This is a genomic window from Bradyrhizobium sp. sGM-13 (assembly GCF_018398875.1).
Classification (GTDB): Bacteria; Pseudomonadota; Alphaproteobacteria; order Rhizobiales; family Xanthobacteraceae; genus Bradyrhizobium.
Genome location: NZ_JAGWDK010000059.1, coordinates 1 through 20663, shown reverse-complemented (window position 1 = coordinate 20663; position 20663 = coordinate 1). Strand labels below are relative to the sequence as shown.

The 20663-nt window shown below is 57.9% G+C and carries 14 protein-coding genes and 3 pseudogenes; 12 read left to right on the top strand and 5 right to left on the bottom strand.

What is annotated here, in order from left to right; all coding sequences use genetic code 11:
* Positions 1 to 336: 336 nt before the first annotated feature.
* From KJQ96_RS35940 to KJQ96_RS35925, 4 genes are all read right to left on the bottom strand, one after another.
* Entirely contained in the window at positions 337 to 1044 is a 708-nt protein-coding gene (locus KJQ96_RS35940) for a MerR family transcriptional regulator (protein WP_213290877.1), read from the bottom strand.
* A gap of 145 nt (positions 1045 to 1189) precedes the next feature.
* The gene (locus KJQ96_RS35935; RefSeq protein ID WP_108521663.1) at positions 1190 to 1399 is read right to left on the bottom strand and encodes a hypothetical protein; all 210 of its coding nucleotides are present in this window, start codon (positions 1397 to 1399) and stop codon (positions 1190 to 1192) included.
* 1228 nt (positions 1400 to 2627) lie between these two features.
* Positions 2628 to 3581 carry a LysR family transcriptional regulator gene (locus KJQ96_RS35930; protein WP_213290876.1) on the bottom strand — a complete coding sequence of 318 codons (954 nt, stop codon included), beginning with the start codon at positions 3579 to 3581 and terminating at the stop codon, positions 2628 to 2630.
* 802 nt (positions 3582 to 4383) lie between these two features.
* The gene (locus KJQ96_RS35925; protein WP_108521586.1) at positions 4384 to 5328 is read right to left on the bottom strand and encodes a LysR family transcriptional regulator; all 945 of its coding nucleotides are present in this window, start codon (positions 5326 to 5328) and stop codon (positions 4384 to 4386) included.
* Positions 5329 to 6133: 805 nt separating this feature from the next.
* On the opposite strand from KJQ96_RS35925, the gene KJQ96_RS35920 reads away from it, so the two are divergent.
* The 9 genes from KJQ96_RS35920 (at position 6134) to KJQ96_RS35880 (ending at position 16395) form a co-directional block, all read left to right on the top strand.
* Positions 6134 to 6766 carry a NodA family N-acyltransferase gene (locus tag KJQ96_RS35920; RefSeq protein WP_305830940.1) on the top strand — a complete coding sequence of 211 codons (633 nt, stop codon included), beginning with the start codon at positions 6134 to 6136 and terminating at the stop codon, positions 6764 to 6766.
* Positions 6763 to 7422, top strand: a complete 660-nt coding sequence (nodB, locus tag KJQ96_RS35915) for a chitooligosaccharide deacetylase NodB (protein ID WP_057853261.1) — start codon at positions 6763 to 6765, stop codon at positions 7420 to 7422. Before KJQ96_RS35920 ends, nodB begins: the two co-directional genes overlap by 4 nt.
* A gap of 16 nt (positions 7423 to 7438) precedes the next feature.
* Positions 7439 to 8794 (top strand): chitooligosaccharide synthase NodC, encoded by a 1356-nt coding sequence (gene nodC, locus KJQ96_RS35910; protein WP_213290875.1) that lies wholly within the window; start codon positions 7439 to 7441, stop codon positions 8792 to 8794.
* Between the two features lie 37 nt (positions 8795 to 8831).
* On the top strand, positions 8832 to 9449 hold the full coding sequence (gene nodS, locus KJQ96_RS35905) for a nodulation methyltransferase NodS (protein WP_213255699.1): 618 nt from the start codon (positions 8832 to 8834) through the stop codon (positions 9447 to 9449).
* A gap of 12 nt (positions 9450 to 9461) precedes the next feature.
* A complete protein-coding gene (gene nodU / locus KJQ96_RS35900; protein WP_213290874.1) occupies positions 9462 to 11171 on the top strand; it encodes a nodulation protein NodU in 1710 nt (569 codons plus the stop codon).
* A gap of 9 nt (positions 11172 to 11180) precedes the next feature.
* Positions 11181 to 12095 (top strand): nodulation factor ABC transporter ATP-binding protein NodI, encoded by a 915-nt coding sequence (nodI, locus tag KJQ96_RS35895; protein WP_213290873.1) that lies wholly within the window; start codon positions 11181 to 11183, stop codon positions 12093 to 12095.
* 3 nt (positions 12096 to 12098) lie between these two features.
* Positions 12099 to 12887: an ABC transporter permease gene (locus KJQ96_RS35890; RefSeq protein ID WP_057853266.1), complete on the top strand. Its 789-nt coding sequence runs from the start codon at positions 12099 to 12101 to the stop codon at positions 12885 to 12887.
* A gap of 93 nt (positions 12888 to 12980) precedes the next feature.
* Positions 12981 to 15026, top strand: coding sequence for a carbamoyltransferase (locus KJQ96_RS35885; protein WP_213290872.1), 2046 nt, complete (start codon positions 12981 to 12983; stop codon positions 15024 to 15026).
* A 274-nt stretch (positions 15027 to 15300) separates the two neighbouring features.
* The gene (locus KJQ96_RS35880) at positions 15301 to 16395 is read left to right on the top strand and encodes a nodulation protein NodZ (protein WP_375293248.1); all 1095 of its coding nucleotides are present in this window, start codon (positions 15301 to 15303) and stop codon (positions 16393 to 16395) included.
* 119 nt (positions 16396 to 16514) lie between these two features.
* On the opposite strand, the pseudogene KJQ96_RS42390 reads toward KJQ96_RS35880, so the two are convergent.
* Positions 16515 to 16887 (bottom strand): annotated as a pseudogene (locus tag KJQ96_RS42390) (transposase); the annotation flags it as partial.
* Between the two features lie 335 nt (positions 16888 to 17222).
* On the opposite strand from KJQ96_RS42390, the pseudogene KJQ96_RS35865 reads away from it, so the two are divergent.
* The 3 genes and pseudogenes from KJQ96_RS35865 to KJQ96_RS35855 form a co-directional block, all read left to right on the top strand.
* Positions 17223 to 18026, top strand: a pseudogene (locus KJQ96_RS35865) (IS3 family transposase); the annotation flags it as partial.
* Positions 17941 to 18263, top strand: a pseudogene (locus KJQ96_RS42385) (hypothetical protein); the annotation flags it as partial. The pseudogenes KJQ96_RS35865 and KJQ96_RS42385, both read left to right, overlap by 86 nt.
* A 416-nt stretch (positions 18264 to 18679) precedes the next feature.
* Complete coding sequence (locus tag KJQ96_RS35855) at positions 18680 to 20452, top strand: NEL-type E3 ubiquitin ligase domain-containing protein (RefSeq protein WP_213290868.1); 1773 nt, start codon at positions 18680 to 18682, stop codon at positions 20450 to 20452.
* The last annotated feature ends 211 nt before the right edge of the window (positions 20453 to 20663 follow it).

Genomic DNA, 20663 nt, shown 5'->3' with positions numbered 1-20663 from the left:
GCAAGGAATCAGACTCGCTCCCTCTTGACCAGTCACTACTCAGACAGGCTCCTAGGTCGTATTGCCAGGGAGCGTGGCCACCTACAGTAGATCGTACAATCTGACGCCACGTACGATTCAAGCCCTTCGGGGGGCCCGTCTCATAAATGTGTCCAAAGTCATGTCTCGATGAAGGAGCGACGCTGCAAAAATTAGAGAAGAGCGCCACGAGTCCTCAACCATCTGACGCAAACCACAACCGGCGCATTCCTGGGCGCTAAAAAACTCATATCATTCTCATCTAGATGGAGAACACAGCAGGGGTGCACGCATTATACGCGGCAGGTTCAGCGCAGTTCATCCGTTCAAGGCGGCAAGTGCGAGGTCGAGATATTGCATTAGGCAGGGATCCCAGCCAGCCATACTGCGTGGCGCGCTCAATCGCGCAAGAACTTTCAGTATCATTGAAACGGTCGAATCAGCTCCTGCGATTTCTGTGATCAGCAAGCGCGCTTTAAGCGCCACAGCATTTGCCCGTTCGCTGCAGGGATGCTCGCCCCGATCCACACAATCGCGCAGCTCGTCGCGGATCTTCCGCCACCGCTCCTCTCGATCTGAGTCCATGACGCATGTGCATGGGAGCGGCTGAGGGCGTTCTTCCTCAACCCGCGACATTGCATCCAGAGTGGCAGCTAGCTCATCTACACTGACGTGCAATTCACTATCCGTCGTCATGTTGCGCAAACGATTTCGCAACAGGGTTGCACGCGCGACTTGAAGTTCAATTCTCCCCAAATGATTGCGCAATAGGTCAGTAAGCGAGGTTCTGCCCTCTATCGCTCTACGGATCTCGTGAAGCGAGAAGTCAAGCTCACGTAGCGCTCGGATTTGATGTACTCGTTTGAGGCCTTCGTGGTCGTACATGCGGTGACCGCCGTCGGTGCGCTCCGACGCACTTAATAAGCCGGTGTGCTCATAATGATGCAGAGTGCGTACCGTTACCCCGGTCGCCTCTGCAAGCTCGCCAATGCGCCATCGACGCCTTCGTGGTGTAGGTTTTGTCATGGTTCTCTAATTTCAAGCCTACAACCTGACGTCGCGTGAGATTCAAGCTATTTCAACGGTCTACCTGAAAATGGCTTCGTTTCAGGCGCCAGCTAGGCGGCTCTTCTGGCGCCAGCAAGGTTGCTGTCCTCAGAGAGTCGCCTGATCAAGCGGCAGAAGCAATGGCGCCCATCAAGTTCATCAGGGACGCCAAGTGGGCCTCACCGGCTGCTGCACGTTCCAGAACAAGCGTGGCGATTGCCGTTCGATTTTCAGGAGTTCGCATCGAAGCCGGTAACGCCGCGACTGCTTCATCAAAAAGCCTTCCCAAGACCGAGAGGTCTTCCGGATCGTAGACACCACTGTATTGCTGCAACATTCGGCTCCGTGATTAACGCTAAGGCGGCCGCACGTGGCTAAGACGTTTGGCCAAAAGAAGACAGACCGCCGGCGTACAGCGACGAAGGTGCGGTATACGTTGAAGTGATGCTGTTGCGCAACACAGTCGCGCTTTGCTTCGTCTCAAGGCCGCGCAGGCGATATCGACTAACTTTTCTCGGAACTGCGAGCACCGCAGTGCCTATGTGCAGCCGAACTGGCGGGGCGAAGAAGAGGATTCTCACATTCGGTGCGCCGCTATTCTGAGCCATGGCTGCAAGAAAGCGCCGAGCCGATACGAGCAACGATCGGCAGCCAATGCTGATCCAACAACGATAGTCACAGCATTTTCTCAGCTTGGGTCCCGCTGCCTCAATGTCTATCGCAAAGTGGTGGCCGCTCTTGGATCCCGTTCACAACGGATCGGACCACGGTAGATGAGACTTGGCGCGAAGCGGTAAGTGATTGGTCTGTCCGACATGCTCGCTCGCCCGCGCCTGGTATACAAAATGACAGACACGTAGACGGGCAATGCCTTCCAAATTAGTCGATGCCAGTGCGCTGAGCGCATCTGGGCCGATTCGCTAGTCCCGCCCTCCAGGCAAATGTCGAGTTTTGCTGTTATCAGCGCGCTTGCGAGTTCGTTGCGCAATTTGGGTTGCCAGGAGCGCGTGCTTGCCTTCGCAGATCAGTTCTGCAACCACTTCGATTTGCAGATGATGCGCTGCTTGAGGTCGATAGGGGTCGGTCCGAGGGGCCAGGCGCCCTTTGAAAGTCATGAGCTCCGAAGAGACGAAGGTCGAGCGAGAAGAAGATATCGGAGCTGACTTCATGCCAGAACTGCCGCCGACGATGTGTAGGAAATGTCGTTGATCGCGTAAGTCGTTTACATGTCGCGCTCCGCCTCTGCTGTCGACTGGATCGCTATCCTCTCGAGCGAGCCCAACCGCTGGCTTGAGACCGTTGCTGGTGTGGCAGGTTCGATAGCCATTTGCAACGGGCCACTAATTTTCAACGCCGCAAATTGTCGCTAACGAGCTCGAGCGAGAATGGCGTCAAGCCGAGAGGAGCCTAATATTAGACTCGCGAGAGACAGCTGAAATATGGGTGCAGATATAACGGACGTAGGACGCTTTTGCGAATCCGCGCTTACGATGAATGAGGGGCGGTTCTCACGAAGGATTGGGGATAACCGGATTGATGCGAAGAGGAGGTGAGAAGACGCTTTAAGTGAATTTAGGGGCGCCTGGATCTTTCGTGGTCTCAGGCGGAGGACTCATGCGGGACGCTTCTTCCAACAATATCTGCCGCATCCAGATGCTTGCCGGATCACTATTGTGAAAAGCGGGCCATTGGACGGCCTCGGTAAACGCGGGAAGTGACCGCGTAAGTTCGACGATCTGCAGTGGCATCGTGTTTTCGAAATGCTTAACCAGCCTTGATGGCATCATACCTATGCGGCCAGTGTCCAATAGTACCGGCGGGATCATGTTAAAGCTCTGCACGACGACCTCGATGCGTCTCTTGAGACCGTGCTTGAGTAAGAACCATTCCTCAATGGAGGGCTTTCGCGTAAGCCCGAACTTGACCGCAACGTGTCCCATGGACATGTATCTCTCGAATGTAAGCTGCGCTGGTAGCTGCTTGTTCGTGCGGCATCCGACGCACACGAGGCTCTCCTCGAACAATGTCGCCTTAGGGTGTGCACTCGACATGAACAATTCCGGCAAGATAAGAAAATCGACTTCACCGCGCCGGAGAAGCTCATCGGTCGCATCGGCGAGTGGCAGCAATTCGAAACTGACGGCGGGAGCGTCCCGTGCGACACGGTCCACGACCTTTCGAAAAAATACGATTGTCATGAAATCGGACAGGAGGATCCGGAAGCGGCGATCCGATTTGGCAGGGTTGAACACATCCTGGGATATGATGGAGAGCTGGATGTGCAGCAGAGCCTTGCGAATAGGGGCGGCGAGCCCTTCGGCACGCGGTGTTGGGACAAGTTCCCGGCCTCTCATCGTAAATAGTTCGTCGCGGAAATAGGCGCGTAGCCGTACGACGGCGGCGCTCATGGCTGGCTGGCTCAGCTTGATGCTGCGTGCCGCCGCGGTGAGGTTACGCTCGGTCATCAGAGCATCGAGCGCAACAAGAAGATTTAGATCAAGGCCCTTAAAAGGCATATCTTCTCCCGTTGAAAGCCTTTGCGTTGTAAACATTGAGCAACAACGGTTACTTCTATGAAGGTCCCAGTCGCCCCCGCCCGAGCTAGGCTCGTTTTGGGATACCGCGCGATCGCACAGAAGCCTCTCGTACTCGGTCGCAAGCATGTTGATTGCGCAACGGAGCATGCGAGCGGGCGTGGAAGTCGCCCGCGTCTTGAAGTAGGGCCTTTGGTGCGCTCAGCAATCGCTCGCAGCACCACATCGATCACTATGAACCGTTGAGAGTAGGGCGCAGTTGCGCACCATTACGCCAATAGCGCCGCAGATGCGCTATCGACGCCCCCGCGTGGCTTAGCGTTGGTCGTCGTTTGTAAGCCTACAACCTGACGCGGTGTGCGATTCAAGCAATTTCATTTGTGTAGCTGAACTCATTTCATCCGACAAAATGCATCTCTCGCATTATCTGAGCCGCGTCGCCGACACCGGTGCCAAATGCAACCCGCCGCAATCGCGGAAAGCCATTCCGCTGCGCTCTCTGCCTAGTTCCAAGAACATCTTGCGGCGGGCCTGCCAGGTGGCGGGCGCGAGAAGCAAGATCAAATCGCTACTTGATCAAGCGGCAAATCAAGTGCGCCATTCGGGCGTGCTGCGGCTGACATCGAGTTGCAGGGGTTGTTCTGCATGTAGAATATGGCGTACGTGCCTCTTGCAGTGCGGGCCTCTGAGACATTGCGGCACAACGACATCGGCCCGAGCGACCACATCCTGAAGCATCTGGATTGATGTCGAGAGCAGGTGTTAAGACGCCTTGAGTAAAAACCTAGCAGCGCCTGCGATTTCTGGGGGTCTCGCGCGGAGAAGCCATGCGGGATGCCTCCTGCAATATTATCCGCCGCATCCAAATGCTTGCCGGATCAGTATTGTGGAGGGCGGGCCATTGGATGGCCTCGGTGAATGCGGGAAGTGGAAGTGGAGTTTCGACGATCAGCAGCGGCATTGTCTTTGCAAAATGCTGGGCCAACCTTGAGGGCATCGTCGCTATACGCTCAGTCTCCGATAGCATCGGCGGGATCATGGTAAAGCCCTGCACAACGACCTCGATGCGCCTCTTAAGACCGTGCTCAAGCAAGAACCATTCCTCAATATTGGGCCTCAGCGCCTGCCCGAACTTCGCTGCAACATGTCCCATTGATATGTATTTGTCGAACGAGAGCTGCCGTGACAGCTGCTTGTTCGTGCGGCAGCCTACGCACACGAGTGTCTCCTCGAACAGTGTCGCTTTAGGATGCGCGCTCGACATGAACAATTCCGGCATGACAAGAAAGTCGACCTCGCCGCGCCGCAGAAGCTCTTCGGGCTCATCGACAAATGGCAGAAATTCGAACCGGATGGCGGGAGCTTCCCGCGCGACACGGTCGACGATCTTTCGAAAAAAAATGACTGTCATGAAATCGGAAAGGAGAATCCTGAAGCGGCGATCCGATTTGGCTGGGTTGAACGTGTCGTGGGAAATAATGGAGAGCTGAATGTGCACCAGAGTCTCGCGAATCGGCGCGGCGAGCCGTTCCGCTCGTGGTGTTGGGACAAGCTCCCGGCCCCTCATCGTAAATAGTTCATCGCGGAAATAGGCGCGTAGCCGGGCGACGGCCGCACTCATGGCCGGCTGGCTCAGGTTGATGCTGCGTGCCGCCGCGGTGAGATTACGCTCGGTCATCAGAGCATCGAGCGCGACGAGAAGATTTAGATCAAGGCCTTTGAAGCGCATAGCGTGGAGTTATCCATCCTTTGGATGAGTTCAATAAAAACAATCGATTTTACCAATTATGCCGAATGGCGGATAGCAAAGCCGTCGGTCGGGACAAACAAAAAATTCAGGCATATCAGGAATGCTTACCAGTCTTTGCCCTGGCTCCGCGAAAAAAGTCTCAGCTGCACCCCGAGCGCCGATCGAAGCGCATGCCCATTGGAGCCAGGTTTGTCAACGGGTTGTACAAACTGCATCGCAGTGTCTTGACGCGACAGGCGTGCCGCAGGTCGCGTCGGCGCTCACTACCGGTAAACGTTCGTATAGCTTCTCGAAGCATTTCTATATTGGGCGTTTACCTCTGTAGAATTGATCCAGCCCTCCACTTCGCTCTAACGTCGCAACCAATCAGGAGCTGCCGATTGCAGGCGCCAAATGCCTTTGCGACCCGGCCAAATGTATCGCGTGTCCATAGCAGTCAAATCGTGCGGAAAATGCAGGAGTTAGATCTGGTGCGAATGGCACATGCGCTCGACGTAATCTCCGTCGTGGATAACGATGCATCGGTCCGTGAAGCCCTGACAGGCGTACTCTGTTTGACAGGCGACAATCCCGACCCTTTGCAGTGCGCAGATGAGTTATTGAAATCCAGCCGTCCTCTCAGCACGTCCTGCTTGATAGCGGATGTTCAGTGGCCCGGAGTGGCCGGGCTCGAGCTATGCCAGACCAGCGTTTCCCATTCCCCGGTGGAGCCATTCATTGATAGCGAACTGCTCGCGTGCACCAAGTCCATCGTCAAACGCCAGGCGGTGCATGGGAGGCAATCATGAATATTGTCGTATCAAGCTCTACAGCAGGTATCTCCATGCGCTCTCCGGTGCGGTGGAGAGTGGTCTGGGAAAATGAACTGCGCCTCGCCGACCATATCGAACTCTCCGACTTCTTCCGAAAGACCTATGGTCCCACCGGGGCATTCAATGCCAAACCATTCGAAGGCCATCGAAGTTGGGCCGGCGCGAGACCTGAGCTCCGTGTAATCGGCTACGACGCACGCGGCGTAGCGGCTCATATCGGCGCGCTACGCCGCTTCATCAAGGTCGGAGACGTCGATCTACTAGTGGCCGAGCTAGGATTGTACGGGGTACGTCCGGATCTTGAGGGACTCGGAATCACCCACTCAATGCGCGTGATGTATCCAGTACTGCAGAAGCTTGGCGTTCCGTTCGGTTTCGGTACGGTTCGGCATGCGCTGAAGGAACACCTTACAAGGTTGCTGGCCCGCCGCGGACTGGCGACCATTATCTCTGGGGTTAGCGTGCGGTCCACCCTTCCGGATGTGTATCTGAAGTTATCGCCCACGCGCGTTGAGGACGTGCTTGTCCTGGTTCTGCCGATTGGACGGCCGATCAGCGAGTGGCCGACTGGTACGGTGATTGATCGGAACGGGCCAGAGCTGTGACATACCTCGACCGCTTATGCGAAGCGCGCAGCGAGTACGCTGACCGCACGGAAAGTCGCGGCGTCTATCTGACGTTTGACGACGGTCCCGATCCACTCTGCACGCCGGATGTCCTGGATGTGCTCGCGGAACACCGAGTGCCCGCAACGTTCTTCGTCATCGGCGCGTACGCGGCGGACCAGCCGAAACTAATCCGACGAATGATCGCAGAAGGGCACGAGGTCGCAAACCACACGATGACGCATCCGGACCTGTCCAGATGCAAACTCACGGAAGTGCAGTATGAAATACTAACCGCGAGCAGGGTCATCAAAATGGCCTGCCCCCAGGCCGCTCTGCGGCATATGCGGGCACCTTATGGTATGTGGAGCGAAGAGGTGCTCACTACGTCGGCGAGGGCTGGATTGGCCGCCCTGCACTGGTCGGTAGATCCGCGAGACTGGTCTCGTCCCGGTGTTAACGCGATTGTCGACGCTGTGCTGGCCTCTGTCCGCCCGGGTGCAATCGTGCTCTTACACGATGGATGTCCTCCCGAGGAGTTGGGACGGGCCACTCATGCTCGTGTGCGCGACCAGACCGTCTTGGCACTTTCGCGCCTGATTCCAGCATTGCATGGCCGCGGGTTCTCAATCCGCTCGCTTCCTCAACCTCACTGAACAAATAGACACACCAATGAATCTTCTTGCCACGACCAGCACAGTCGCTATCTCGTTGTATGCGCTGCTCTCGACCTTCTATCGAAGCGCGCAGGTGCTTTATGCTCTGCCGACAAACGTATCATCGGCCTCGGACGACGTGGCCGTCTCCGGCGCTTTGCCGAGCGTGGATGTCATGGTCCCCTGCTTCAACGAGGACCCGCGCACGCTATCGGCGTGTCTGAGATCCATTGCAAGCCAAGACTATGCCGGGAAACTGCAGGTCTATGTAGTTGACGACGGTTCCGGAAATCTCGACGCTGTAGCACCCGTTCACGACGCCTACGCTGACGACCCGAGGTTCAGCTTTATTCTGCTGGGCAAGAACGTCGGAAAACGGAAGGCGCAGATCGCCGCGATACGCGGGTCGGCTGGAGATTTGGTGCTCAACGTCGATTCGGACACGATACTCGCCGCCGATGTAGTCACGAAACTTGCACGAAAGATGCAAGATCCAGCGATCGGGGCGGCCATGGGTCAGTTGACGGCGAGCAACCGAAACGACACCTGGTTAACCCGGCTGATCGACATGGAGTACTGGTTGGCTTGCAACGAGGAGCGCGCGGCACAGGCCCGCTTCGGCGCCGTTATGTGCTGCTGCGGTCCATGTGCCATGTACCGCCGTTCCGCGCTCCTTTTGCTGCTAGATCAGTACGAGACGCAGTTTTTTCGGGGAAAGCCAAGCGACTTCGGTGAGGATCGCCACCTCACGATCCTCATGTTGAAAGCAGGTTTTCAAACGGAGTACGTTCCCGACGCCGTCGCGGCAACAGTGGTTCCGGATAGGCTAGGGCCATATTTGCGCCAACAACTGCGTTGGGCGCGGAGCACTTTCCGTGACACCTTCCTTGCGCTGCGCCTGTTGCCCGAACTTGATCGCTATCTCACGCTAGATGTAGTCGGACAGAATCTCGGCCCGCTACTTCTCGCCCTGTCATCGATAGCGGCGCTCGCGCAGCTCGCACTCACAGCCACAGTACCGTGGTGGACAGGACTGATTATCGTATCAATGACCGTGGTTCGCTGCAGCGTCGCAGCATTTCGTGCTCGCGAACTTCGATTTCTCGGCTTTTCTCTGCACACACTCATCAACATCTTTCTCTTACTGCCCGTGAAAGCCTATGCATTGTGTACATTGAGCAACAGCGATTGGCTGTCACGCGAGTCTGCAAAATTACCAAACGAGAGTGAAAGACAGGTCGTCATCCCAAACCCGCTCGCCGGACCAAACGCTGAAGGAGGTTCGGCCATTGCTGGGTCAAATCGCAGGAAGGATCTTTCCCGCCGTTCTTCGAGGTTCGTAACGTCGAACAGTATTTGCAGCGGCGAGTGACTTTGAACGGGTAGGTGCACAAGTCGTGAGCGAGAAAATGAAATATCAATCGTTAGATCTCGAATTGGCGACCGACGATCCGTGGCGGCTCGACGGCAATCCGTTCGAGCGGGAGCGTCACACGCAAATGCTCCGGCTGTCGCTTTCACAAGGGGTTATTTCACATGCTCTCGAAGTCGGGTGCGCAGCCGGCGCATTCACAGAAAAGCTGGCACCCCACTGCAAACGGCTCACGGTGGTCGATGTTATGCCGCGAGCGATCGGTCGAGCGTGCCAACGGACGAAGAGGTGGTCGCACATCACGTGGATAGCTTCCGACATTCAACAGTTCTCGACCCCAGAGCTGTTCGATCTGATCGTCGTGGCGGAAGTTCTCTATTACCTCGAAGACATAACTGAGATCCGCGCGGCCATCCGCAATCTGGTGCAGATGCTTGCGCCAGGTGGGCATCTGGTCTTTGGATCGGCGCGTGATGCCGCCTGCACTCGTTGGGGGCACCCTGCTGGTGCCGAGGCGGTCATTACCATGCTCAATGAAACGTTGATCGAGGTCGAGTGCGTACAGTGCCAGGGTGAGTCGGCTAACGAAGACTGCTTGCTCGTCTACTTTCGGAATCCGGTTCGAGTTTCGATTAAATCCAATTGCCGACCTTGAGATGGAGATACTATGCGCATCTGCGGCATCAAGCTGACGCATGACGGGGCGATCGCTCTTGTGGAGGATGGACGGCTGGTCTTTTGCGTCGAGCAGGAGAAACGGGGCAACAATCCGCGGTATCAAACCATCGACAATCTTGACGCAGTTGTTGTCGCTTTGGCGGAGCATGGTCTGGATCCGCAGGATGTTGATCAGTTCGTCATCGACGGATGGGACGGGGAGGTCGAGTCGCAATTCCAGGTCCTCAGCGGGGTGACACCTATCACTCTCAAAGGGGCGCCGTATGTTGAACGGAATGTCCGCGGCCTTCTCACTTCGCGCGACGGCTTTAACCTGATGCTCGACGGCAGGGTCTTTCCTTATAAAAGCTATCCGCACGTCACAGGCCATGTGGCCTCCGCCTACTGCACGAGCCCTTTTGCCAAAGCCGGACAACCCGCCTTCTGCCTGGTATGGGACGGCTGCATCTTTCCACGTCTCTACTACGTAGAACCCCGCGGCGCGCGGTTCATCGAATGCCTGTTTCCGATCATAGGCCATGCTTACGCTGTCGCGGGCCATCACTTCGGACCTTATAGGCAGGCGAGCCGTACCAGCTGGGATCTAGGTGTTGCCGGCAAGCTGATGGCCTATATCGCGCTCGGGTCTGTTAATGAAGACATCGTGGCGGTGTTTCAGGAGCTCTACGAGGAGCGCTTTGCGGCCGACATGGAGCATGCTCGTCGTCACCGTGCGGAGGTCAATAGCGAGGAGGCCTCACTTGAGGCTATGCACGACTTCTTCGACGCGAGCGCGCTCCGATTGAAGGACAAGCTGCCCGAAGATGTACTTGCATCGTTTCATTGTTTCCTCGAGCGTCTCCTTATACGCCAAATGGCCATTGCTTTGGAGCGGCATTCGTGTTCTCCGGGACCACGCAATTTGTGCATAGCCGGTGGCTGCGGTCTCAATATCAAATGGAACAGTGCACTACGTGCGACCGGCCTGTTCGATGATGTGTGGGTGCCGCCCTTTCCGAATGACAGCGGCTCGGCAATCGGTGCCGCTTGCTCCGCCATGGCGGCGGACAAGGGCTTCGTGCCGCTGCAATGGTCGGTCTACAGTGGCCCGGCCCTGATACGCAGCGATGTGTCGTCCGAATGGAACGCTGTGCCATGTAGTATGCGTGAACTTGCGACCATCCTCGCGAGCAACAAGCCCGTAATTTTCCTCGCCGGTCGCGCGGAGCTTGGACCACGAGCATTGGGTGGCAGAAGCATTCTGGCCGCCGCGACTTCGCCGGCAATGAAGGATCATCTCAACGACATTAAGCTCCGCGAACTCTTTCGGCCAGTCGCGCCGATTTGCCTGGAGGATCGTGCGCCGGAAATTTTCAGCCCCGGGACGCCGGATCCTTACATGCTTTTCGATCACCAGACACGGGCAGAATGGTGGAACAAAGTCCCCGCTATTATACATCTCGACGGATCTGCGCGATTGCAGACCGTTCCCAGAACCTCTCCGCACAAAATCGCGGAACTCCTCGTCGAATATGAAGAACTCACGGGCATTCCGCTGCTTTGCAATACGAGTGCCAACCACCATGGACGTGGGTTTTTTCCGGATGCCGCAGCAGCCTGCCAGTGGGGACGCGTTGAACACATATGGTGCGATGGCCTGCTGTGGACCAAAACGGTCGTAAGTGAGCGATCGCCGGCCGAACGCCTTCTTTCAGTCTAAGATGAACATATGTCCACCGTAGCAATCGACCTTACCTGCGTAAGGAAGTCGTATGGCGACAAAATCGTCGTCAATGGGCTGTCCTTTGCTGTCGCGTCGGGAGAGTGCTTTGGCCTCCTCGGACCAAACGGGGCGGGAAAAAGCACGATTGCGCGTATGGTTCTCGGCATGGTAGCGCCGGACACCGGCAAGATGACCGTGCTCGGCGAGCCCGTACCGGCGCGTGCCCGCCTGGCACGCGCGCGCATCGGCGTGGTGCCGCAGTTCGACAATCTCGAACTGGAATTCACCGTCCGCGAGAACCTGCTGGTATTTGGGCGCTACTTCAACATGAGCGCACGCGAGGTCGAAGCAGTTGTGCCAGAACTGCTCGAGTTCGCTCGCCTGGAGAGCAAGGCGGATGCTCGCGTCGCCGAACTATCCGGCGGCATGAAGCGGCGGCTGACGCTGGCGCGTGCGCTGATCAACGACCCACATCTGCTGGTGATGGACGAGCCGACCACCGGTCTAGATCCGCACGCGCGCCACCTAATCTGGGAACGCCTGCGATTGCTGCTGGCGCGCGGCAAGACGATTCTCTTGACCACCCACTTCATGGAAGAGGCCGAGCGGTTGTGCGATCGGCTGTGCGTGCTTGAGGCAGGACGCAAGATCGCAGAAGGCGAGCCTCGCGCGTTGATCGATGAGCAGATCGGTTGCCAAGTGATCGAAATCTACGGCGGCAATCCGCACGAGCTATCTTCTCTGATCAGGCCGTATGCGCGGCATATCGAAGTGAGCGGCGAGACGCTTTTTTGCTATGCGCCAGATCCAGAGCAGGTACTCGTGCAGCTGCGCGGGCGCGCAGGTCTACGCCTTCTGCAGCGTCCTGCGAATCTCGAGGATGTGTTTTTGCGGCTGACCGGGCGGGAAATGGAGAGATGAACGATGCGTGAAGGTTACGCTGCCGTCATGCCCGCCAACGCGTACAACTGGGTCGCTGTATGGCGTCGCAACTTTCTGGCGTGGAGGAAAGTCGCGCTTGCATCGGTTCTCGGGAATCTCGCCGATCCCATGACTAATCTGTTTGGCCTCGGCTTTGGCCTTGGAATAATTGTGGGACTCATTGATGGCACTTCATACATCGCGTTTCTGGCTGGTGGGATGGTCGCGACTAGCGCCATGACCGCCGCCACCTTCGAAACAATGTATGCGGCGTTCGCCCGCATGCGTGCTCAGCGCACTTGGGAAGCAATCCTGTGCACACAGCTCACGCTCGGCGACATCGTTCTCGGTGAATTGGCTTGGGCAGCCACCAAAGCCGTTCTGGCCGGAACGGCAATTGCAGTGGTTGCCGCGACCCTGGGCTACGCTGCGTGGGCATCCATCCTCTATTCGATACCAGCAATCGCAATCACTGGCTTCGTCTTCGCGAGCCTAGCGATGGTCGTCGTATCCCTTGCGCCCAGCTACGATTATTTCGTGTTTTACCAGACGCTCGTCGTCACACCCATGGTGTTCCTGTGCGGCGCAGTCTTTCCGGTGAGCCAGATGCCCAGCGCATTTCAGCGCGTGGCAGGCTTATTGCCGCTGGCACATTCGGTCGACCTCATCCGCCCAGTGATGCTTGGGCTCCCGGCCGGCGGCATCGGCCTGCATATCGGTGCACTGTGCATGTACGCGGTGCTGCCGTTCTTCCTCTCGATCGCGCTGTTTCGCCGGCGCCTGATGCGTTAACCCGACATTCCGCAGAAGCGATGGAGAGACGCGATGCAGTACCGCGAATTCGGCAGTCAATTGGGCTTCGTGTCACGATAAATGGAGAATGAGATGTTCTGTCTAGGAGTGAGCGGTGGACTAGACAAAGTCTATGAAGATACACGTGAGCTTTCGAACACATTTCTACACGATGGCGCTGCGGTGCTCGTCCGGGACGGACGCGTGATAGCGGCCGTTGAAGAGGAGCGCCTTAATCGGATTAAGCACTCCAACAAATTCCCAAGCCGTTCGATACAATACTGCCTTGCAGCCGCAGGGATCCAGCTCAGCGATATCGATCGTATCGCGTTCTACGCGACCGAGGCCTATTGCAATGCTATGCTCGAAGGCCTGTTCGGGTCTCAGCCGGACCTCTCCATTCCTTTGGATGCCAAACTGTTGATGCGTGGCTTACTAGCGCAGGAGTTTGGTACCGAGGTCGATCCGTCGCGTGTCTCTTTCGTAAGTCACCATCAGGCGCACGCCGTAAGCGCCTTTGCGATGTCTGGCTTCGAGCAAAGTCTAATCCTCGCGATCGATGGCGGTGGTGATTTTCTCTCCGGCCTCTTAGCTGTGGGGTCTGGAACCGAGGTTACCCAACTCGCGACCTTCCCGGAGAATAATTCCCTAGGGCTATTTTATCTCGAGACGATCCGGTATCTCGGCTACGGCTTATTCGATGAATACAAAGTCATGGGGCTTGCCCCCTACGGGGATCCGGCTCCCCATCGCGAGCTCTTCGAGCAGTTCTACGAACTGTTAGACAACGGTGGCTACCGCGTCTACCTCGACCGAATCGGTCCGACGCTGCGCCGGAGCATCCAGGTCCGAAGAAAGGGAATGCCATTCACGCAGCAGCATCGAGATGTGAGCGCTTCATTGCAGGAAGCCTTGGAGCGGATCGTGTTTCACATTCTCCGGCATCATCGCGAGGCTACCGGTATGAAGCGGTTGTGCCTGGCTGGCGGGATAGCCCACAACTGCACCATGAACGGTAAGCTGCTGTATTCTGGGCTTTTCGAACACATCTTCGTGCAACCCGCGGCGCATGACGCTGGCTGCGCATTAGGCGCTGCATTAATGATGTCTAACGAGCTGGGCCGGCCCGCGCCACGTGAGCGGCTGCAGGAGGTCTATTGGGGTCCTGATCTCGGGAGCGAGAGCGCCGTGCAGCAGGAACTGGATGCATGGGGTGGACACCTTGACGTCGAACGCAGTGACGACGTGGCAGGTAGCGCAGCCGACTGGATGGCTAACGGCGCCGTGATCGGCTGGGTGCAGGGTCGTTCGGAGTTCGGGCCACGTGCGCTTGGCAATCGCAGCATTCTTGCCGATCCTCGGCCTGCCGCAAACAAGGACCGGATCAACGCGATGGTCAAAAAGCGCGAAGGCTATCGACCGTTCGCGCCATCAGTGCTGGACGAGGATGCGAGCGAATTTTTCGACCTCCCCGACGGTACGCGCGAATTTCCCTTCATGAACTTTGTAGTTCGCGTGCGCGACTCCAAGCGAAGCGCGCTCGGCGCCATAACGCACGTCGACGGCACTGCGCGACTGCAAACAGTATCGCGCAAGACAAATCCCGCCTACTGGGAGGTTATTAATTCGTTCAAGAAGCGGACTGGCATCCCAGTTCTGCTCAATACGTCCTTTAACAACAATGCCGAGCCGATCGTGGATTCGGTTGCAGACGCGATTACCACATTTCTGACGACAGAGCTGGATGGACTTGTGGTCGGGCCGTTCCTCGTCAAGAAGAGGGCGGCAACGTTGGAGGATTGGACTGCGCTTGCGGTTTCATTGCCGCCTTATGCACGCCTCTATCGGGTTCGCGCTTACACAGCGCGAGATCGCCAGGAGACGGTGTGCGAAATCCGTACGGCGCACTCCAGCGGTGACAGTGTGCGTATTTCACAGGATGCGTTCGATCTACTGATGCAGATCGAGGGCGAAGCCGTGCTCGGGGATCTCCTGGATACAATTACTTTCGATCGGGCTAGGCGTGAAGCTGTCGTGAAGGAACTGCGGGGATTATGGGAGCTCCGTCGCCTTCGGCTGCATCCTTCACATGCTGCTCGCGCGCATCAAGACTGCGATCAAATGCTGGAGAAAGCATAACAGCACCACGAATATGGCCGTGTGCATGTCTCCAAATGCGGGGGCAGCTGGGCCCCTGAGGGCGGCATACCCGGTAGCTGGGCTCATGCTTGTAGTCTTGGGCGCTGCGCCACAGCAGCAGCTCAGGACGGCAAGCGCCCCAGCAGCAGAAATTCTATTCGACATGGTACATGCCGGAAAGGGCTTCGAGGAGCTGTTGCAACAAGGTGGATACGACTGAAATCAAGCATGTCGACGGCAACATTTTCGCGCGGCTCCTCCATGGTAGCGGCATATGAAGTTCTACCAGCCAAGTTGGCTAACATCACGATCGCTGACGACAGCATCGGGCGAGGCCATACGTAGAGTTTCCGTAGCGTCCTTATCCAGGCGGTATTCCCTTAACGAGGAAACACAAATGTTTGTTGGCGGTTCGAAGAACGGCCGGTTCATTGTTTCTCGACGACGTACTGGTTTCGGTGATTGCCTGTGGTCCCTAGCGTCAGCCTGGCGCTATGCGCAGCGGACGGGGCGGACTCTAGCCATTGATTGGCGTCGCTCCTGTTATCTCAATCAACCCTTCACGAACGCCTTTCCGGTGTTCTTCGAGCCAATTCAAGACATCGCGGGCGTACGGGTCATCTGCGATGACGAGATCAACCAGCTCTCATTCCCGGGTCCTTTCTTCCCGTCATGGTGGAATAAGCCATCGATCGACTGCGTTTACCGCCCAGATGAACAGATTTTCCGAGAACGTGATGAGCTGAGTGAGCTTTTCCAAGCCGAACATGATAGTGAAGCCAACACCGTGGTGTGTGATGCTTGTTTGATGTGGCGTTGCGATCAGGATGCCGAACGACAAATATTTCGGAGCATCAAACCAAGGCCTGAAATTCAAGCTCGGATTGACGCCCTATATCAAGAGCACTTTGAAGGGCGCAATATAATCGGGGTTCATGTTCGGCACGGCAACGGCGAAGATATAATGGGGCACACGCCCTACTGGGCCGATGCGGAGCTCGCCTTGCGGCAGGTATGCACTGCCATTGATAGGGCCAAAGCGTTACCACATCCAGGACCTGTGAGGGTATTGTTGTGTACGGACAGCGCGCAGGTGCTTGACAAGCTGTCGGGTGTGTTTCCCGATCTTTTCACGATCCCAAAACGCTTCCAGGCGGATCAGGCCGGGCCATTACATAGTGCAGCACTGGGAGTCGACGGCGGGATCTCCGCCCTCATCGAGATGTATCTCCTCGGGCGATGCGATACCGTGATTCGCTTTCCGCCGACTAGCGCCTTCACCCGCTATGCCCGCCTCTTCGCGCCACGCGTTATTGAGTTCGATTTGAACGATCCGAGTCGCTTGATCTTGATTGATGAATCCTCCTAACATCTCCTGGCTTTATGAAACTTGCAACCCGCACCCTCGTCGATCATATCGGCGCGCGCTTCGCATTTGCGCAGCATCGCCGTTCGTCCTGTCGGATGTCGTTTTTCGTAAGGTTCAGAAACTGCGACAAAGAACGTCGTCGCACTATCGCGATCGAGCAGCCGATCACGGTTCTTGTAGAACACGGTGGCATCCCATACCGAACCATCGATCGACAGTCCGACAAATTAGCGGAACAAAAGATTGTGATCGAGCTGCTCGATCAACTGCCGCTCAGATCGCACCGTGTAGAACGCTTCCAGCAGCAGAGCCCGCAAAGAGCCGCTCAGGCGGGATCGACCAACGGCTTCCCGGCGTAAAGGCTCCGGAAGTCTCGCGACAGGTCCTTCAGCGCTGCCTCAATCAGTTCGCGGATCGCCCGCAAGGGGAACGCGCTGCTCCAAACCGCTCGTAGCTGAATATGCCTTCCGCCCACTGATCTTCCCAGCGGATAAAGCCGTATTTTTGCCGCCCGCAACGTCTCGATGGCCGCATCGCTATCACGAATGGCATTCAATCCAGCAGCTCGATCGGTCTCCGACAGCGTGAGCGCCTGTTCCAACTGAGCCGCTATCGAATTCGCCAGGCGCAAATTCTCCTCCATGTTGGGCTCGGCTAGATGTTGCCGTTCCGAACCATGGAGGGGTCGAAAGCCGAGGAGGAGTTCTCTTCAGCTTGCCAGACAATACTGTTTGGCGCACCCGTTTCAGCCAGATGCCGCACGAGCTCCTCGCTACGCGCGGCGCAAATCCCACCAGGTTTGAAATACCTGACGATATTGTTCGGTTAAAGCCATCGGCTGCTGCCGTATGACCATGAGATATCGGACAATCGGGGCCGACGAAGCCGATCTTCGCCAGCGCATGAGGACGATTGCCCAGGAACGCCGCCGCTTCGGCTATCGGCGGCTGCATGTTCTGCTCAGGCGGGAGAGGTATCTGATCAACCACAAGAAGCTCTTCCGACTTCTATCGGGAAGAGAAGCTGACGGTACGCCGCCGCGGCAGTCGCAAGCGGGCAATCGGGACCAGGGCGCCGATGCTGGTCCCGATGACGCCGAACGCCCGCTGGTCGCTCGACTTTGTGTCGGACCAACTCACCGACGGCCGCTTCCGCATCCCGGCCGTCGTGGATGATTGTACCCGCGAGTGTCTGGCACTGGTGGCCGATACCTCGCTCTCTGGCATCCGCGTGGCGCGGGAACTGGACCGGCTGATGATCGAGCGCGGCAAGCCCAGGATGGTGGTCAGTGACAACGGCAGCGAACTCACCAGCAAAGCCATTCTCGCATGGGCCGACCAGAGCCGCGTCGCATGGCATTCGCGCCGGGCAAACTCATGGAGAACGCCTTCATCGAGAGCTTCAACGGTCGGTTGCGGGATGAGTTGTTGAACGAGACCCTGTTCACGTCACTGGCCCAAGCCCGCGTCGCACTCGGATGTTGGCGAGCCGATTCGTCCGAGTTCGCCTTCACCTGCCATCCGCGCCGGGATCTGGCGCTGCGCTATGCCGAAGGCTCCGCGCCAGCTCCCGTCGCTCCCACCGCCGGACCGGGCAAATCCAATAGCCAGAGCGAACTCAGGATTGGATAAAAATTGGGGGCAAGGTCAGCTGATCGCCCAGCAGAAGCTTAGGATCGCCAAGCTCCAGCGCCAGATCTACGGCCATCGATCGGAGCGATCATCGCGGCTGATCGACCCAGTTGGCGCGCTGACCTTCGAAGAGCTGGAAATTGGCGCCACTGAAGACGAGCTGTCTGCGGAGCAGGCTGTAGCCAAGACGACGAGTGTGCGCGGATTTTACGCGAAAGGCGTCCCGAACGCCAGACCGTCGCCAGTTTTTCTTCAGTGGACCCCACTGACGCTGCAGCTTCGAGAGACGTCGATGGGCTTCCATCGACGCATTATGAGTCTTCCGAGACTCGTCAGTTTATGGACAGCTAAGTCTTATAGCATTGAGATACTGTCTATCTGGACTGAGAAGTCCGGCTTGATCTGCTGCAGAGGAGAAGGGGATGTATTGCTTTAACGAAACAACCCTAAACCCTTTCGTTAACCGTAGATTCCGTCCGGACGTACTGGTCTTGCTGCAACTGCCCTGTGGGCGAATGGCGCAGCGTGTTAACCGCGCTCCGTGATCGCCTGCTTCGTCGGTCGGTGATCACCATCCATGGTGAGAGCTACCGACTTCGAGAAGCACCGCTCCGGCGCATTCCCTTCACTTGGCTACCGAAGAGACGGCATCGATGAATGCAGAACGGGCCCAGCTTGGCGCTGGCACTCCTTCCGAGACTTCCGAATCCGAAACCTCCGAACCAGGGTCCCCGGCCGCGGCGCAGTGGGTCGAAGCCTTGACGGAGGCGGAGGCGTCCGCCGCCGACCCCGCCTCGTCGCAGGACCAGGTCCTGGTGGGCCGGGCTGCCGAAGAGGGGCAGGGCGAAGACGAGGATCGGCAAGAGGCAGTAAGTCGAACGAGGGCTTGGCGGGAGGCGGGCGATGTCGATGAGCCGCTGGATCTGTCGTCCCTGTCCCTGACCGCCTTGTCCGCTCCCCTCCCGCCCGAGCTCCGGCGCCTGAACGTCGACAACAATCAGCTGACCAACCTGCCCGACCTTCCAGCCGATCTCCAGCGGCTGTACGCCAGCAACAATCGGCTCACCAGCTTGCCCGACCTTCCAGCCGGGCTCCGGCGACTCTACGCCATCAGCAACGGGCTGACCAGCCTGCCCGCAGACCTGCCGCCCGGGCTCCGGCGCCTGAACGTCGACAACAATCAGCTGACCAGTCTGCCCGACCTTCCAGCCGGGCTCCAGCGCCTGAACGTCGACTACAATCAGCTGACCAATCTGCCCGAGCCCCTCCCGGCCGAGCTCGAATGGCTCAGCGTTACCCACAACCAGCTGACGAGCCTGCCCGAGATGGTCCCCGCCGAGCTCCTATGGCTCGGCGCCAGCAACAACCAGCTGACCAGCGTGCCAGAGACCCTGCTGACGCAGTTGGGCCGTGAGTCCAGCGTTGATCTGGAGAATAATCCGCTGCCCGAGGGGGTACTGACCAACCTGGCGACAGCCATGCATGCCGGGGACTATGCCGGCCCGCAGATCTATTTGTCTATGGCCGAGGAAGCGGTGGAAGTCGAGCCGCGGCCTCTGCACGAGGTTGTCGCGCACTGGCTCGAGGGCGATACTGGGACGGTGGCCGCCTGGCAGCGCTTCGCCGAAGAGCCAGGTGCCCAGGACTACGCACGCTTCCTCGACAGGCTCCGTGGCACGGTGAACTATGGCAACGAGGCGTTCCGGCAGGCGGTGGCCGAGGATCTGCGGCAAGCGGCGGCCAGGCCGCGATTGCGCGAGCACTATTTCGAGCAGGCTTTAGGAGCGAGCGACAGCTGCGAGGATCGCATCACTTTGGCCTGGAACGGCATGCAGACCGCACGCCTGAACGCTGATGTCGAGGACGGAGCCTATGACGGGCGGCTCGACGAATTGCTCCAACACGGCCGTGTGATGTTCCGCTTGGAGGCGCTGGACGGGATCGCGCGCGAGACGGTCAACTCGCTCCGCCGTGCCGACCCGGACGCCGACATCGACGAGATCGAGGTCTATCTTGCCTACCAGACCCAGCTGCGCGACCCCCTGGAGCTGCGGCACGTCGCCCCAGACATGCGCTTCTTGAACATCTCTCACGTGACAGAAGACGACGTTGCCATGGCCGCGACATCGGTGCGGGACCAGGAGGCGACGGGATTCGGGGACTATCTGGCAAGGCGCTGGCAACCTTGGGAGAGCTGGGTGAGACGCATCGCCCCCGGTGACCATGCAGTGATGCAGGAGCGGCTCATCGATGCGATGGGAGAGGAGTTCGACAGCCGCCTGAATAGACGGCTCGCCGAGGATGGCTTGACAGACGATGCCGATGCCGAGCGGGTGCTCGGAGCCGAGATCCGCAACGAGATCGCCCGCGAGATCAAGAGCGCGGTAATGCACAAAGTGCTCGCGGATCACGGCCTCGAGCTGTGAAGCGGCCGTTCATGCGAGGAGTGTCAATCGCTGTTTCGGCCGTCGCCGCGGTCGATTGTGCGATCGAGATGAGAAATTGTGCCTGCCTGGCAGCTCCGCCGCCGCAGCAGCAAGCCGAGCTAGGAGCCTGTCTGAGTAGTGACTGGTCAAGAGGGTGCGAGTCTGATTCCTTGCGTGGCCATGAGCAAGGAATTTCGCCCCTGGAAGATCG